Consider the following 15009-nt stretch of genomic DNA (forward strand, 5'->3'; position numbering starts at 1 on the left):
CTCGCTGGTACTTGACAGTACCACGACCGCTTGGCAGAGTAGATCTCGTTGGTACTGATAGGTACCGGGTGTCGCCCGCGCCGGCGCGCTAGATTTAGAGAACGAGGAGTGCGTGATGACCGAGTTGGTGGTGCGTCGTCTGTTGATCGACCTGGAGCAGCCGTTCGTGCGCTACTGGAACGGGGGTGACCCCTTCCGTACCGCTTTTCTCAACGCTTTGTCGATGAGTTTCCCGGTCGGCGAGCAGTTTTTCATCGATTCGGTGCGCAGCGGCCTGAAGGCGCTCCCGCCGGCGCAGCGCGAGCGCTTCGAGCGCGAAGTCCAGGGGTTCGTCGGGCAGGAGGCCACCCACCGGCGCATCCACGGCTTGTACAACGGCCATCTCGAACGTCAGGGCTACCGCAACACCTGGGCCGGCCGGGCTAAGAAGCGCATCGAGCGCATGAAGGGGCTGGAAGTGCGGCATCACCTGGCGGTCACCGCGGCCTACGAGCATTTCACCGCCATCCTGGCCGAGTTCCTGCTGGCCCACCCGGAGGTGATCGGCGACGACGAGCCGCGTCTGAAGACGATGTGGATGTGGCATGCGGCCGAAGAGTCGGAGCACAAGAGCACGGCCTTCGACCTCTACCAGGCGCTCGGTGGCAACCACAAATGGCGCATGCGCTGGTTCCATCTCATCACCCTGTATTTCATCGTGGATGTCTTGCGGCAGACGGCGCGCAACCTGTGGCGCGACAGTCAGTTGTTCAAGTGGCGCACCTGGAAGAGCGCCGCCGACTTCCTGTTCGGGCCGGTGGGGATGGTGCGGTTGACGCGTGCGCCGTGGCGCGCCTACAAGTCCGAGGGTTTCCACCCGGCGCAGCAGGAAAGCGATTTGTCGCGGCGCTGGCTGCAAGCGCATGCGCAGCAGTACACGGTGGTGGGGCAGGGGCGCTGATGAGGCCTGTGGCGGCGGCGGCTTTCCTCGCTTGCCGCGGCAAATCCGCCGCGCCGCGCTTCAGCGGGCCGCGGGCGGGCGGTCCGGCTTCGACTTGTAGAACGTGATCGGCGCTGCCGGCACCTGCTGGAGCACCGAGCGCTTGATCTTGCCCACCACGTGCATTTCGCAGGGCTTGCAGTCGAAGCGCAGCGTCAATTTCTCTTTGCCATTGACGAGGGTCAGGGGCTCTGCCTTGATGGTGCCCTGGACGCCCTGCACCCCTTTGGCCTGTTTCGGGCACAAGCTCAGCGAATACCGCACGCAGTGCTTGGTGATCATCAGCGACACCTCGCCCAGCTCTTCGTGCGACTCGTAGGCCGCGTCGATCACCTTGACGCCATGGCGGGCGTAGAAGTCGCGGGCCTTGTGGTTGAACACGTTGGCGAGGTAGGTGAGGCTGTCGTCGGGATAAGCCACGGGAGGCTCGACGCGGGCACGGGGGAGCGGACGCGGATAGGCGTTCGCCCGGGCCGCTTCGAGCGCTGCCACCGCGTCGCGCCGCAGTTGGTTGACCGCCGAGGCCGGCAAGAAGGGGACCTCGGCCAGGTGCAGCTGCAGCTCGGTGGCCTCGAAGATCGTGCCGCCCAGCTTCTGCAGGTGTTCACGCAGCGCGGCTTCGGCCTTCGCTGGATCGTTGGCAGCGGCGAGCGGCTGGGCCAGCCGGGCCTCGCCGCGGTGGCCGTCTTCGTCCTGCAGCCGCAGCCGGCAGCCGGAGGTCGAGGCCTCGAAGTGCATCGACACCGCAATGCGGCGTTCGCTGGATTTCTTCTCGAGCGTGCGGTCCCAGGCGATGTCGCGGTTGCGGTGCACCTCGGTGCCGGGGCGCAAGTCCTTCAGCGACGCCACCGGCTCGTTCGGGAACACCCGCCACACGCCCGCACCTTCCGCGCCGTCGACGCGCTCGGCGCGATTCACCTGCACGCCGACCAGTTCGCGCTGCAGGTCGAAGTAGCTCAGCCCGTCGCCGTTGTGCAGCTCGGTCGTGCTCTCCAGCTCGAAATGGCCGGGCGCGACCCGAGTCACCCAGCCGACCGGCAGGCCGGCGTGTTTGGGCGAATCGAAGGCGCCGATGTCTTGCTGGCGGCCGTTGACGAAATAGTCGGTCGAGCCGCGGTTGAAATTGCGGTCGGGGTCGGGCGTGAAGAAATGGCGCGTGCGGCCGCTCGAGGCGGGCCGCAGACCGACGCGCTGTGCCATCAGGTCGTCGAGCAGGCGGCGGTAGTGGGCGGTGATGTTCTTCACATAGCCCATGTCCTTGTAGCGGCCCTCGATCTTGAAGGAGCGGATGCCGGCATCGACCAGCGCCGCGAGGTTGTCGGCCTGGTTGTTGTCCTTCATCGACAGCACGTGGCTCTGGTGCGCGACGACACGGCCCTGCGCATCGGTGACGTTGTAGGGCAGCCGACAGGCTTGCGAACAATCGCCGCGGTTGGCGCTGCGCCCGGTGTGCGCGTGGCTGATGAAACACTGGCCGCTGTAGGCCACGCACAAGGCGCCGTGGACGAAAAACTCGAGCACGCAGTCGGTCTGGGCGGCGATGGCGCGGATCTGCGGCAGCGTCAGCTCGCGCGCGAGCACGATCTGCGCAAAGCCGACGTCCTGCAGAAAGCGCGCCTTCTCGACGCTGCGGATGTCGGTCTGGGTGCTGGCGTGCAGCTGGATCGGCGGCAGGTCGAGTTCGAGCAGACCCATGTCCTGCACGATCAGCGCGTCGGCCCCGGCCTCGTAGACCTGGTGGATCAGCTTGCGCGCCGGCTCTAGTTCGTCGTCGCGCAAGATGGTGTTGAGCGTGACGAAGATCTTGGCGCCGAACCGGTGCGCGTGTTTCACCAGCCGCTCGATGTCGGCCACCTCGTTGGTGGCACCCGCCCGCGCCCCGAAAGAAGGCCCGCCGATGTAGACGGCATCGGCACCGTGGTTGACGGCCTCGATGCCGATGTCGGCGTTCTTGGCCGGCGACAGCAGCTCGAGCGGATGGAGGTCGTGGGGGGTCATGGCGACGGCGCCGGGGACGGCGAAGAAAAGCCAATCCGCAAGTGTATCCAGACGCTTGCGGAAGCAGCGCGGCGGCCCTGCACAATGATGGGATGAACGTTGCCGCCCCTCCCGCTGCTCACCCCGATGTCGCCACCGGCGCCGCCCCCAAGCCGCCAGGATCTGCCACACGTTTCGACCGGCTCGACGCCTTGCGTGCCGCGGCCATCTTGTGGATGGCGGCGTTCCACTTCTGTTTTGATCTCAACTACTTCCGCCTGATCCCCAAGCAGAACTTCTATACCGACCCGGTCTGGACCTGGCAGCGCACCTGCATCGTCTCGGTGTTTTTGTTCTGCGCCGGCCTCGGGCAGGCGGTGGCGTGGCAGCAGGGCCAGGGGTGGCGGCGCTTCTGGCGACGCTGGGCGCAAGTGGCGGGGTGTGCGCTGTTGGTCACTGCCGGCTCCTATGTGATGTTCCCGAAGAGCTATATCTACTTCGGGGTGTTGCATGGCATCGCCGTGATGCTGATCCTGACGCGGCTGACCGCGGGCTGGGGCCGCTGGTTGTGGCCGCTGGGCCTGGTTGCCATCGTGTTGCCGCAGTTCGTGCAGCACCGGTTTTTCGAAGCGCCGTGGATCAACTGGACCGGGCTGGTGACCCGCAAGCCGGTCACCGAAGACTATGTGCCGCTGCTGCCGTGGTTGGGGGTGATGTGGTGGGGCATGGCGGCGGGGCAGTGGGTGTTGAGGCAGCGTGCCGGCTGGATGACCGGCCCGCTGCCGGACCGTTTACATCCGTTGGCCGTGCTCGGGCGTTGGAGCTTGAGCTTCTACATGCTGCACCAGCCGGTGTTCATCGGGCTGCTGTCGGCGTGGGTGTGGTTGACCCGCTGAGCGGTTGAGTGCCCAGTGGCGATAGGCAAGGCGTGTTGCCGCACCGGAATGCAAAAGGCGCCTTGCGGCGCCTTTTGAGAGAACAGCGTCAGCCCCGCATCACTGCTGGAACTTGTAGTCCGTCTTCGCGCCGTTGCGCAGGTCGTCGCGGAACTTGGCGATCTTCTGCTGGGTCAGGCTCTGCTGGATCTGCGGCTTGACCTCTTCGAGCGGCGGCACCTGGGCGGCGCGCACGTCTTCGAGCTTGATGATGTGGTAGCCGAACTGCGACTTGACCGGCTCTTGCGTGACCTGGCCCTTCTGCAGCTTGGTCATGGCTGCCGAGAACTCGGGCACGTAGCTGCCCGCGGCAGCCCAGTCGAGGTCGCCGCCATTGGTGGCGGAGCCGGTGTCCTTCGAATTCTTCTTGGCCAGGTCTTCGAACTTGGCGCCACCCTTGATCTGCGCGATCAGCTTCTTGGCCTGGTCTTCCTTCTCGACCAGGATGTGGCGGGCGCGGTATTCCTTGTCGCCGGCCTGGCCCTTGAACTTGTCGTACTCGGCCTTGATCTCGGCGTCGGTGACGGGGTTGTTCTTCTGGTAGTCGGCGAACAGTTCGCGGATCAGCAGCGTCTGCCGGGCCAGCTCGAGCTGCTGCTTGTAGTTGTCAGAGGCGTTCAGGCCACGCTTCTCGGCTTCCTGCATGAAGATTTCGCGCAGCACGACCTCGTCCTTCACCTGGCGCTCGATGTCGGGAGTCATCGGCTGGCCTTGCTTGGAGATCTGGCTGATCAGCGCGTCGGCACGCTCCTTGGGCACCGACTTGCCGTTCACGACGGCGATGTTCTGGGCCGACGCGGCCATCGGGGCCAGCAGGGCGGCGCTAAGAGCCAGCGACAACGCGCCGAACGCGAAATTCGTTTTCTTCATCGAAACCTCTCTTTGGAATGGGGGGAGATGCCAGCGTTGGACACCGTGGCGCGCTGCGCGTCAGCAGGCAGCACCGATGCTGTGGATCAAACTTCGTCGGGCGCGTGGGCCTGAATGGCGAGGGCGTGAATGCCCTGGGGAATCAAAGGCATCAAAGAACTATACACGAGGCGATGTCGGGCGATGCGTGACAAACCGAAAAAGCGTTCGCTCACGATGCGCACCGAAAAATGCCGCCCCTCGCGGGCGCCAGCATGGCCTGCATGCAAATGGCTGTCGTCCTGCACCTCGAGTTGCCGGGGCTGGAAACTCTCGCGCAGGGCGGCCTCGATCTGGCTTGCGCTCACCGCCATCGTCAGGGCTGCCCTTCGTTTTTCAGGTGACGGCTCAGGTACACACCCTGGCCCAACATGAACAACAACATCAGGCCCATGCCGCCGAACAGTTTGAAATTGACCCAGGTCGCCGTCGAATAACTGTAGGCGACGTAGATGTTGAGCAGACCCATCAGACCGAAAAACGCGATCCAGGCAAAGTTCAGCCGCTGCCATACCGGCGCAGGCAGTTCGATCTGCGTGCCCATCAACGCCTGCAGCAAATTGCGGCGGAACAGGGTATGGCTGATCCAGAATGCGGCGCCCATCACCCAATACAGCACGCTGGGCTTCCACTTGATAAAGGTTTCGCTGTGGAACCAGATGGTCGCGCCGCCGAGCACGGTCACGAGCACCAGGCTGACCCACAACATCTTGTCGATCTTGCGGCGCCGCAGCAGGAGCCAGACGATCTGGGTGGCGGTGGCGAGGATCACCACCACCGTGGCCAGCAGCACCGGGGCTTCCTTGGGGCCGACGACACCGCCCGACACCAGAAAGCCGAACCAGTCGGTGGCGACCGTGGCGGCCCAGTCGGACCGGTTCTCGGCATACTTGAACATGCCGAAGAACAGAATCACCGGCAGGAAATCGAACAATAGCTTCATCGAATCTCGGGAGGTGCGAAGACGTGGGGCAGCAGGGACCGGCGTCGCGGCTCAGTCCTTGCGCTCGTCGAAGTCTAACGCGGCCGAGTTGATGCAGTAGCGCTGGCCCGTCGGCGCCGGACCGTCGTCGAAGACATGGCCTAGGTGCGCGCCGCAGTGCCGGCACTTCACCTCGACTCGCACCATGCCGTGGCTGTGATCCATCTCGCGTTCGATCGCACCCTCGTCGATCGGCTGGAAATAGCTCGGCCAGCCGCACCCGGCGTCGAACTTGGTGTCGGAATCGAACAGCGGCTCACCGCAGCAGACGCAGCGGTACACGCCGTCGGCGGTCTGGTTCCAGTATTTGCCGGTGAAGGGCCGCTCGGTGGCGGCGTGGCGGGTGACCTGGTACTGGGTCGGATCGAGTTGGCTGCGCCATTCCTCGTCGGTCTTCTTGACCTTGTAGTCGCTCATGATGAACAAGACACCTCGATGGTTTGCGCCCATTCTGGCGGAAAGCCGGCATCCGCTTCATGCTCGGGTTGTTCGTCGTAGGGGCGCTCGAGCACGGCCAGCAGCCGCTGCAGCTCGCTGTGGTCGCCGGCCCGGGAGCGCCGGATCGCCACCTCCGCCAGGTGGTTGCGCAGCACGAACTTCGGGTTGACCCGGTTCATCCGCGCGCCGCGCTCGGCGTCCACGCTCGACTCCTGGCGCAGCCGCTCGGCATAGCGGGTGCCCCAGGCGTCGAAGCCGGCGCGGTCGACGAACAGGTCGCGCACGGAGTCGTTGGGAGCGCCCGGCGTGCTGACGAAGCCGGCGAGCCGGCGGAACGTGATGGTGAAATCGCACCGGTCCTGCGCCATCAGCCGCAGCAGGTCGTCCACCAGTTCGCGGTCGCCTGGAAGCGTTTGCAGCAGGCCGATCTTGTCGCGCATGCGACGCTCCAGCGCCGCGGGAAAGACCGTCTTGTACGGCTCCAGCGCCTGCTGCGCGGCGTCGGCGTCGGGGATCAGCGGCAGCAGCGCCTGGCCCAGCGCGTGCAGGTTCCACAACGCGATGTTGGGCTGGCGGTTGTAGGCGTAGCGACCCTGGTGATCGGAGTGGTTGCAGACGTGGCCCGGGTCGAACGCGTCGAGAAACCCGAACGGACCGTAGTCGATCGTCAGACCCAGGATGGACATGTTGTCGGTGTTCATCACCCCGTGGCAGAAGCCCACCGCCTGCCATTGCGCCATCAGCTCGGCGGTACGCCGCGTCACCGCATCCAGCAGCGCCGCCGCCGGCTGCGCAGCCTCCCGGCATTCGGGGTAGTGACACGCGATCACGTGGTCGGTCAGCTGCTGCAGCTGCTGCGGCTTTTCATGGTGCGCGAAGTGCTCGAAGTGGCCGAAGCGCACGAAGCTGGGCGCCAGCCGCGTCGTCACCGCCGCCGTTTCGATCTGTTCCCGACGCACCGGCAGCGCCGAGCCGATCACGCACAGCGCACGCGTCGTCGGGATGCCGAGCCCGTGCATCGCCTCCGAACACAGAAACTCGCGGATCGACGAGCGCAACACCGCGCGGCCGTCGCCCATGCGCGCATAAGGCGTGCGGCCGCTGCCCTTCAGTTGCACTTCGACGCCGCTGCCATCCGCCAGTTGCATTTCGCCCAACAACAGGGCACGGCCGTCGCCCAACTGCCCGGCCCAGACGCCGAATTGGTGCCCGCTGTAGACCGTGGCGACCGGGTCGAGCCCCGGCCACTGGGCGCCGCCGCTCAGGCACTGCAGTGCTTGCCAGTCGTCGCGCTGGGCCCAGTCGTCGGGCCAGCCGAGCATCTCGGCCGCGGCCCCGCTGGTGCACACCCAGTAGGGATCGGGCAGCGGTTGCGCCGTCCATCGGGTGTGGAACTCGCTGCCCAGTGCGGCGTACCGATGGACCCACGACAAGGCAGCGGGCGAGGGCCAGGTGCGCGGCTCCGGCGGCAGGTTCATCGCGCCAGTTTAGCGACGGCGCGCAATGCAGCACAGCTGGAGGGGCTCACAGTCGCCGAAACGACACTTGCCTAGGGAAAACGTCATGCGCTGCAGTGCAGCACGATTCCTATCATCCCCGGCAACGTCTAAATGGTTTTTTTATTCACTTTTCGCTTCTACTGACAGGAGATTCGGATGGCGCGTTTGATGGGGCAGATGATGCAGATGCCGTTGATGATTTCGTCGCTGCTCACGCATGCTGCACGGCACAACGGCGATGTCGAGATCGTTTCGAAGCGGGTGGAGGGCGACATCCACCGCTACACCTATCGGGATGCCGAGCTGCGCGCCCGCAAGCTGGCCCAGGCCTTGCAACGGCTGGGCTGCCAGCCCGGCGACCGGGTCGGCACGCTGGCGTGGAACGGCTACCGCCATTTCGAGATTTACTACGGCACCTCCGGCTCCGAGCTGGTGTGCCACACCATCAACCCACGGCTGTTTCCCGAGCAGATCACCTGGATCGTCAACGACGCGGAAGACCGCGTGCTGTGCTTCGACCTCAACTTCCTGCCGTTGATCGAGAAGCTGGCACCGCACCTGCCGACCGTGCAGCACTACGTCATCATGACCGACCGGGCTCACATGCCGGCCCAGACGAGCGTGCCCAACCTGCTGTGCTACGACGAGCTGGTCGAGGCCGAAAACGGCGACTACGAGTGGCCCGAGTTCGACGAGAACACCGCGTCGAGCATCTGCTACACCTCGGGCACCACCGGCAACCCCAAGGGCGCCGTCTACAGCCACCGCTCGACGCTGCTGCACGCCTACGCCTCGGCGCTGCCCGACGGAATGGGCTGCTCGAGCCGCGATGTGCTGCTGCCGGTGGTGCCGATGTTCCACGTCAACGCCTGGGGCGTGCCTTACTCGGCGCCGCTGGTCGGCGCCAAGCTGGTGATGCCCGGACCGCACATGGACGGCAAGTCGCTCTATGAGCTGTTCGAGTCGGAGAAGGTCACCTTCAGCGCCGGCGTGCCGACCGTCTGGCTGGGATTGATCACCTATGTGAAGCAGAACAAGCTGAAGTTCAGCACCTTCAAGCGCACCGTGATCGGCGGCTCGGCCTGCCCGCCGGCGATGATCCGCACGCTGGAAGACGAGATGGGCGTGGCCGTGCTGCATGCGTGGGGCATGACCGAGCTGTCGCCGCTGGGCACCGTGTCCAAGCTGAAGGGCAAGCACGAGAGCCTGCCCAAGGACGCCCAGCGCAGCCTGCTGGAGAAGCAGGGCCGCGTGATTTATGGCATCGACATGAAGATCGTCGGCGGCGACGGCAAGTCCCAGCCCTGGGACGGCAAGGCCTCTGGCGACCTGCTGGTGAAAGGCCATTGGGTCATCAGCAGCTACTACAAGCGCAAGGACTCGCCGCTGGAGCAGGGCTGGTTCCCGACCGGTGACGTCGCCACCATCGACACCGAAGGTTTCATGCAGATCACCGACCGCTCGAAGGACGTGATCAAGTCGGGCGGCGAGTGGATCAGCTCGATCGACCTCGAGAACATCGCGATGGCGCACCCGGCGGTGCACGAAGCCGCCGCGATCGCGTGCCGCCATCCGAAGTGGGACGAGCGGCCGCTGCTGGTGGTGGTGAAGAAGCCGGGCGCCGAGGTGTCGGCACAGGACATCCTGGGCTTCTACGAAGGCAAGATCGCCAAATGGCAGATCCCCGACGACGTCGTCTTCGTCGACGAGATCCCCCACACCGCCACCGGCAAGATCCAGAAGCTGAAGCTGCGCGAGCGCTTCGCCGACCACGCGCTGCCCACCGTGTGATCGTGCTGCCGCCCGTGATGTTTGTCGCGCCTGTGACAAACATTACGGGCATTCCCTCTACGTGAGGATAGGCAACTTCGATAGCCTGAAAGACGTGCTTGAACACGCATACAACATAGGAGACACGACCATGCCTTCGCGCCGCGCGCACCTGAACGCCACGATCGCCCTCGCTGCCGCGCTGAGCTGCGGTCCTGCACTTGCGCAGAAGGGCGAGACCGTCAAAGTGGCCTGGATCGACCCGCTGAGCGGCCTGATGGCCACCGTCGGGCAGAACCAGCTCAAGAGCTTCCAGTTCATGGCGGAACACTTCAGCAAGAAGAACCCGGCGGGGGTCAAGTTCGAGGTCATCGGCATCGACAACAAGCTGAGCCCGCAGGAGAGCCTGAACTCGCTGAAGTCGGCCATCGACCAGGGCGTGCGCTACGTGGTGCAAGGCAACGGGTCGGGCGCCGCATTGGCGCTCATCGACGCCATCAACAAGCACAACGAGCGCAACCCGGGCAAGGAGGTCGTGTACCTCAACTATGCGGCCGTCGACCCCGACCTGACCAACAGCAAGTGCAGCTACTGGCACTTCCGGCTGGACGCCGACACCTCGATGAAGATGGAGGCGCTGACCACCTTCATGAAGGAGCAGGCCGAGATCAAGAAGGTCTATCTGATCAACCAGAACTACGCGCACGGTCACCAGGTCGCCAAGTACGCAAAAGAGAACCTGAAGCGCAAGCGCCCCGATGTCCAGGTCGTTGGCGAAGACCTGCACCCGTTGGCGCAGGTGCGCGACTTCGCGCCCTACATCTCGAAGATCAAGGCCTCCGGCGCCGACACCGTGATCACCGGCAACTGGGGGTCCGACCTCACGCTGCTGATCAAGGCCGCCAACGACGCCGGCCTGAACGCCAAGTTCTACACCTACTACGGCGGTGTCAGCGGCACGCCGACGGCGATGGGCTCGGCGGCCGATGGCCGGGTCTACCAGGTCTCGTACAACCACTACAACATGGGTGGCGAGACGGCCAAGCTGATGGCCGACTTCAAGCAGCGCTTCAACGACGACTGGTACACCGGTGCGACCTACCACGCCTTCGCGCTGCTCGGCGAAGCGATGGCACGCGCCAAATCGACCGACCCGGTGAAGGTGGCCGCCGCGATGGAAGGCCTGCGCTTCAAGAGCTTCAACGGCGAGGTCGAGATGCGCAAGGGTGACCACCAGCTGCAGCAGGGCCTGTTCATCACGAAATGGCAGAAGGCCGACGCCAAACATTCGTACAGCCCCGAGAACACCGGCTATACCTTCGCGCCGGTCAAGCAGTACGATGCCTACGTCGCCAGCACGCCCACCTCGTGCCAGATGAAGCGTCCCTGAGGCCGCACGCGCCGCGACCGCCCGAGCAGGGCTGAGCGGCGCGTCATGGCAACGGCGCCCGTCCCCGGCGCCGGCACCGCAGGCCCGATCGCTGCTCGGGCCTTTTTTTCGACTGTGTTGTCCCACCCGACTCGAAAGCCACGATGGAGTCATCGTTTTTCACCATCTCGATGCTGAACGGCGTCAGCTACGGGCTGCTGCTGTTCATGCTCAGCTCGGGGCTCACGCTGATCTTCAGCATGATGGGCGTGCTCAACTTCGCGCACGCCAGCTTCTACATGCTGGGCGCGTATGTCGCCTTCACCACCGCGGAGCTGGTCGGCTTCTGGCCCGCGTTGCTGGTCGCCCCCCTGGTGGTCGGCGGGGTGGGCGCACTGTTCGAGAAATACTGTCTGCGTCGGGTCCACAAGTTCGGGCACGTGCCTGAGCTGCTGATCACCTTCGGCTTGTCGTACGTGTTGCTCGAACTGGTTCAGCTCGTCTGGGGCCGTTCGGCGGTCAACTACCGCGTGCCGGCTGCGCTCGATGGGCCGCTGTTCACCATCGTCAGTTCGTCCGCCTCCGGCCTGGATTTCGTCTGGCGGCAGGCGCCGGCCCAGCTGTGCAACTCGGTCGACCCGTCGGTGGTCGTCAGCTGCACCCAGTTCCCCGCCTACCGCGGCTTCATGATGCTGGTGGCGATCTTCATGCTGGTGGCCGTGTGGCTGCTGCTGACGCGCACCCGCATCGGCCTGGTGATCCAGGCGGCGCTGACCCATCCCGAGACGGTCGAGGCGCTGGGCCACAACGTGCCCCGCGTGTTCATGCTGGTGTTCGGCGGCGGTGCCGCGCTGGCCGGGCTGGCCGGCGTGATCGGCGGCAACGCCTTCGTCACCGAGCCTGGCATGGCGGCTACGGTCGGCTCCATCATCTTCGTGGTGGTGGTGGTCGGCGGCATGGGCTCGCTGGCCGGCGCCTTTCTCGCGTCGCTCTTGATCGGCGTGATCCAGACCTTCGCAGTGGCGGTCGATTATTCGCTCGTCAACCTGTTCTCATATGCCGGCTGGGCCATCACGCCCGAGACCTTCGGTTATCCCGTGCTGCGGCTGACCGTGTCCCAGGTGGCGCCCATCCTGCCTTACCTGTTTCTCGTGCTGATCCTGATCTTCCGCCCCAGGGGCTTGCTGGGCACGCGGGAGGGTTGAGCCATGTCGAACGTTACCAACTTTCATTTCAAGCCCTACAACGTCGGCCGCTGGATCATCTGGGGCGCCTATGCCCTGGTGCTGCTGATCGCGCCGCTGCTCTTCAGCAGCAGCCTGTCGACGACGATGCTGTCGCAGATGGGCATCGCGATCATCGCCTGCCTGGCCTACAACATGCTGCTGGGGCAGGGCGGCATGCTCAGCTTCGGGCATGCGGTGTATTCGGGTCTGGGCTCGTTCCTGACGATCCACACGCTCAACATGGTGTCCAACGGCGAGCTTCAGCTGCCTGTCAGCCTGATGCCGCTGGTCGGTGGGTTAGCCGGGCTGGCCTTCGCCGTGCTGCTCGGCTATGTGACCACCAAGAAGGCGGGGACGCCGTTCGCGATGATCACGCTGGGCATCGGCGAACTGGTGTGGGCGATGTCGCTGATGTTCCCCGAGTTCTTCGGCGGCGAGGGCGGCATCACCGGCAACCGGGTGACCGGCAAGGGCTGGTTCGGCATCAGTTTCGGCCCGCAGATCCAGCTCTACTACCTGATCGCGGTGTACTGCTTCGTCTGCACCGCGCTGATGTTCGCCTTCACCGGCACGCCGCTCGGGCGCATGCTGAATGCCGTGCGCGACAACCCGGAGCGAGTCGAGTTCATCGGCTACAACACGCAGCGGGTGCGCTATATCGCGTTCATCCTCTCGGGCTTCTTTGCCGGCATCTCGGGCGGCCTGGCTGCGCTCAACTTCGAGATCGTCACGGCCGAGGTGGTGGGCGCCGGGCGCTCGGGCGCGTATCTGCTGTTCGTCTTCCTCGGCGGCGCCACCTTCTTCTTCGGGCCCATCATCGGCGCGGTGCTGATGGTGATCGCCTTCGTGCTGCTGTCGGAGCTGACCAAGGCGTGGCTGCTCTACCTCGGGCTGGTGTTCATGTTCATGGTGATGTTCGCGCCTGGCGGCATCGCCAGCCTGATCATGATGAACGTGCGGGTGGCTGCCTACGGCAAGCTGCGCCGGCTCTGGCCCGCCTACGCGAAGCTGGCGGCAACCGCCTTGCTGATGCTGGCCGGGGCGGCGTCGATGATCGAGATGGTCTACCACCTGCAGCTCAACGAAGCGCTGGGCCCCGAGATGCGCTTTCTGGGGCTGACGCTCAACACCAAGGGGGTGGGCACCTGGCTGGGGGCCACGGTCGTGCTCGCGATTGGTGTGGGGCTGTTCGAGTGGGCGCGACGGCGCTTCGCGCAGGAATGGAATGAAGTGCAGGAAGAAATCGAACACCTGAACCGTCGGCGGGAGGCACTATGAGCTTTGCCCTCGAACTCAACAACGTCCGCAAGGCCTTCGGCAAGACCGAAATCATCCGCGGCGCCAACCTCAAGGTGGCGCCCGGCGAGCGGGTGGCCATCATCGGCCCCAACGGCGCCGGCAAATCGACCTTGTTCAACCTCATCAGCGGCCGCTTCGGCATCAGCAGCGGCGAGATCCTGTTGAAGGGCAAACGCATCGACGGCCGCACCCCCTACGAGATCAACCGGCAGGGGCTGGCGCGCAGCTTCCAGGTGTCCAACCTGTTCCATCGCCTGTCGGTGTTCGAGAACATCCGCTGTGCGGTGTTGTGGTCGCTCGGCTACCGCTACTCGTTCTGGAAGTTCCTGGGCAACCTGGACGACGCCAACGAGCGGGCCGAGCAGGTGGTCGAGATGATCAAGCTCGACCGCAAGCGCGACGTGCTGGCGATGAACCTCACCTATGCGGAGCAGCGGGCGCTGGAGATCGGCATCACGATCGCCGGCGGCGGCGACGTGATCCTGCTCGACGAGCCGACCGCCGGCATGAGCAAGTCCGAGACCAAACGCTTCATCCAACTCATCCGCGAGGTCACCGAGGGCAAGACCTTGCTGACGGTGGAGCACGACATGGGCGTGGTGTTCGGCCTGGCCGACAAGATCGCGGTGCTGGTCTACGGCGAGGTGATCGCCTTCGACAAGCCCGAAGCGGTGCGCGCCAACGTGCGCGTCCAGGAGGCCTATCTCGGGTCGGTGCTGGCCGAGCAGCAGGCCGCAGGAGCATGACGACGATGCTGCAACTCGACAATCTGCATGCCTTCTACGGCAAGAGCCACATCCTCCACGGTGTGACGATGAACGTCCAGCCGGGCGAGATCGTCAGCCTGCTGGGGCGCAACGGCAGCGGCCGCTCGACCACGGTCAAGACCATCATGGGGCTGGTGGACGGGCAGGGTTCGATCCGCTTCCGCGACCAGGAGATCCTCGGTCACCAGGCCTTCGACATCGCGCACCGCGGCATCGGTTATGTGCCCGAAAACCGCGACATCTTTCCCAAGCTCACGGTGCACCAGAACCTGCTGCTGGGGCAAAAGCGCAAGGGCGTCAGCGGCCGCTGGAGCTTCGACGACATGTACGGCATGTTCCCGCGGCTGAAAGAGCGGCAGCACACCGAGGCGGGTGTGCTGTCGGGCGGCGAGCAGCAGATGCTGACGCTGTGCCGCACGCTGATGGGGGACCCCGATCTCATCATGATCGACGAGCCTACCGAAGGGCTGGCGCCCAAGATCGTCGAACTCGTGGCAGAGTATTTGAAGGAGTTGAAGCGCCGCGGCGTCAGCGTCTTGCTGGTGGAGCAGAAGCTCACCATCGCGCTCGAAATCTCGCAGCGCTGCTATGTGATGGGCCACGGGCGTATCGTGTTCGAAGGCACGCCCGCCGACCTGCGCAACAATGCCTATGTTCGGAAGGAGTGGCTGGAAGTCTGAGCCTCTGCAGAAGCCGCTGTGGCGGATTCCGCACCGAGCGGTCCGAACTGCCGCGGGTCGAGGGAAAACCCCAGTGTCTGCAGGCGGTAAAGGCCCATTCTTTTTGTCACGCCGGCGACATGACGCCGGCGTTTCTGCTTCTTAAAATCGAACGAGCGTTCTATTTTTGTAGATGGGAG

The 15009-nt window shown here is 64.9% G+C and carries 14 protein-coding genes; 8 read left to right on the plus strand and 6 right to left on the minus strand.

The genetic code is table 11. The features are described 5' to 3' along the window. The first annotated feature begins 115 nt into the window (after nt 1–115). Nucleotides 116–940, plus strand: a complete 825-nt coding sequence (locus AAW51_RS12930) for a metal-dependent hydrolase (RefSeq protein WP_047194947.1) — start codon at nt 116–118, stop codon at nt 938–940. A gap of 60 nt (nt 941–1000) precedes the next feature. Here AAW51_RS12930 and AAW51_RS12935 read toward each other — a convergent pair whose 3' ends face one another. Beyond that, a complete protein-coding gene (locus tag AAW51_RS12935) occupies nt 1001–2977 on the minus strand; it encodes a peptidase U32 family protein (protein WP_047194948.1) in 1977 nt (658 codons plus the stop codon). A 215-nt stretch (nt 2978–3192) separates the two neighbouring features. Here AAW51_RS12935 and AAW51_RS12940 point away from each other — a divergent pair, with 215 nt between their 5' ends. Continuing rightward, nucleotides 3193–3852, plus strand: a complete 660-nt coding sequence (locus AAW51_RS12940) for an acetyltransferase domain-containing protein (protein ID WP_238947904.1) — start codon at nt 3193–3195, stop codon at nt 3850–3852. A gap of 99 nt (nt 3853–3951) precedes the next feature. Here the strand turns inward: AAW51_RS12940 and AAW51_RS12945 are convergent, their stop codons facing one another. The 5 genes from AAW51_RS12945 to AAW51_RS12965 form a co-directional block, all read right to left on the minus strand. Then, the gene (locus AAW51_RS12945; RefSeq protein ID WP_047194949.1) at nt 3952–4761 is read right to left on the minus strand and encodes a peptidylprolyl isomerase; all 810 of its coding nucleotides are present in this window, start codon (nt 4759–4761) and stop codon (nt 3952–3954) included. 86 nt (nt 4762–4847) lie between these two features. After that, on the minus strand, nt 4848–5114 hold the full coding sequence (locus tag AAW51_RS12950) for a BolA family protein (RefSeq protein ID WP_047194950.1): 267 nt from the start codon (nt 5112–5114) through the stop codon (nt 4848–4850). A 2-nt stretch (nt 5115–5116) separates the two neighbouring features. Continuing rightward, entirely contained in the window at nt 5117–5743 is a 627-nt protein-coding gene (locus AAW51_RS12955; protein WP_047194951.1) for a septation protein A, read from the minus strand. A gap of 51 nt (nt 5744–5794) precedes the next feature. Beyond that, nucleotides 5795–6199 (minus strand): peptide-methionine (R)-S-oxide reductase MsrB, encoded by a 405-nt coding sequence (gene msrB / locus AAW51_RS12960; protein ID WP_047194952.1) that lies wholly within the window; start codon nt 6197–6199, stop codon nt 5795–5797. Next, complete coding sequence (locus tag AAW51_RS12965; RefSeq protein WP_047194953.1) at nt 6196–7698, minus strand: protein adenylyltransferase SelO; 1503 nt, start codon at nt 7696–7698, stop codon at nt 6196–6198. The genes msrB and AAW51_RS12965 overlap by 4 nt, the downstream gene beginning before the upstream one ends. Nucleotides 7699–7875: 177 nt before the next feature. Here AAW51_RS12965 and AAW51_RS12970 point away from each other — a divergent pair, with 177 nt between their 5' ends. The 6 genes from AAW51_RS12970 (at nt 7876) to AAW51_RS12995 (ending at nt 14830) form a co-directional block, all read left to right on the plus strand. Beyond that, on the plus strand, nt 7876–9510 hold the full coding sequence (locus AAW51_RS12970; protein WP_083438263.1) for a 3-(methylthio)propionyl-CoA ligase: 1635 nt from the start codon (nt 7876–7878) through the stop codon (nt 9508–9510). 130 nt (nt 9511–9640) lie between these two features. Beyond that, nucleotides 9641–10879: a branched-chain amino acid ABC transporter substrate-binding protein gene (locus AAW51_RS12975; protein WP_047194954.1), complete on the plus strand. Its 1239-nt coding sequence runs from the start codon at nt 9641–9643 to the stop codon at nt 10877–10879. A 143-nt stretch (nt 10880–11022) separates the two neighbouring features. Beyond that, a complete protein-coding gene (locus AAW51_RS12980) occupies nt 11023–12063 on the plus strand; it encodes a branched-chain amino acid ABC transporter permease (RefSeq protein ID WP_047194955.1) in 1041 nt (346 codons plus the stop codon). 3 nt (nt 12064–12066) lie between these two features. Beyond that, nucleotides 12067–13362, plus strand: coding sequence for a branched-chain amino acid ABC transporter permease (locus AAW51_RS12985; protein WP_047194956.1), 1296 nt, complete (start codon nt 12067–12069; stop codon nt 13360–13362). After that, nucleotides 13359–14129 (plus strand): ABC transporter ATP-binding protein, encoded by a 771-nt coding sequence (locus AAW51_RS12990; RefSeq protein WP_047194957.1) that lies wholly within the window; start codon nt 13359–13361, stop codon nt 14127–14129. The genes AAW51_RS12985 and AAW51_RS12990 overlap by 4 nt, the downstream gene beginning before the upstream one ends. Before the next feature lie 5 nt (nt 14130–14134). Further along, nucleotides 14135–14830 carry an ABC transporter ATP-binding protein gene (locus AAW51_RS12995; protein WP_047197749.1) on the plus strand — a complete coding sequence of 232 codons (696 nt, stop codon included), beginning with the start codon at nt 14135–14137 and terminating at the stop codon, nt 14828–14830. The last annotated feature ends 179 nt before the right edge of the window (nt 14831–15009 follow it).

Source organism: Caldimonas brevitalea (assembly GCF_001017435.1).
GTDB classification, from domain to species: domain Bacteria; phylum Pseudomonadota; class Gammaproteobacteria; order Burkholderiales; family Burkholderiaceae_C; genus Caldimonas; species Caldimonas brevitalea.

What these genes read in the sequence shown, in the direction of transcription:
- AAW51_RS12930 (WP_047194947.1), top strand. Translation starts at nt 116, where the DNA reads ATGACCGAGTTGGTGGTGCGTCGTCTGTTGATCGACCTGGAGCAGCCG.
- AAW51_RS12935 (WP_047194948.1), bottom strand. Translation starts at nt 2,977, where the DNA reads ATGACCCCCCACGACCTCCATCCGCTCGAGCTGCTGTCGCCGGCCAAG.
- AAW51_RS12940 (WP_238947904.1), top strand. Translation starts at nt 3,193, where the DNA reads ATGGCGGCGTTCCACTTCTGTTTTGATCTCAACTACTTCCGCCTGATC.
- AAW51_RS12945 (WP_047194949.1), bottom strand. Translation starts at nt 4,761, where the DNA reads ATGAAGAAAACGAATTTCGCGTTCGGCGCGTTGTCGCTGGCTCTTAGC.
- AAW51_RS12950 (WP_047194950.1), bottom strand. Translation starts at nt 5,114, where the DNA reads ATGGCGGTGAGCGCAAGCCAGATCGAGGCCGCCCTGCGCGAGAGTTTC.
- AAW51_RS12955 (WP_047194951.1), bottom strand. Translation starts at nt 5,743, where the DNA reads ATGAAGCTATTGTTCGATTTCCTGCCGGTGATTCTGTTCTTCGGCATG.
- msrB (WP_047194952.1), bottom strand. Translation starts at nt 6,199, where the DNA reads ATGAGCGACTACAAGGTCAAGAAGACCGACGAGGAATGGCGCAGCCAA.
- AAW51_RS12965 (WP_047194953.1), bottom strand. Translation starts at nt 7,698, where the DNA reads ATGAACCTGCCGCCGGAGCCGCGCACCTGGCCCTCGCCCGCTGCCTTG.
- AAW51_RS12970 (WP_083438263.1), top strand. Translation starts at nt 7,876, where the DNA reads ATGGCGCGTTTGATGGGGCAGATGATGCAGATGCCGTTGATGATTTCG.
- AAW51_RS12975 (WP_047194954.1), top strand. Translation starts at nt 9,641, where the DNA reads ATGCCTTCGCGCCGCGCGCACCTGAACGCCACGATCGCCCTCGCTGCC.
- AAW51_RS12980 (WP_047194955.1), top strand. Translation starts at nt 11,023, where the DNA reads ATGGAGTCATCGTTTTTCACCATCTCGATGCTGAACGGCGTCAGCTAC.
- AAW51_RS12985 (WP_047194956.1), top strand. Translation starts at nt 12,067, where the DNA reads ATGTCGAACGTTACCAACTTTCATTTCAAGCCCTACAACGTCGGCCGC.
- AAW51_RS12990 (WP_047194957.1), top strand. Translation starts at nt 13,359, where the DNA reads ATGAGCTTTGCCCTCGAACTCAACAACGTCCGCAAGGCCTTCGGCAAG.
- AAW51_RS12995 (WP_047197749.1), top strand. Translation starts at nt 14,135, where the DNA reads ATGCTGCAACTCGACAATCTGCATGCCTTCTACGGCAAGAGCCACATC.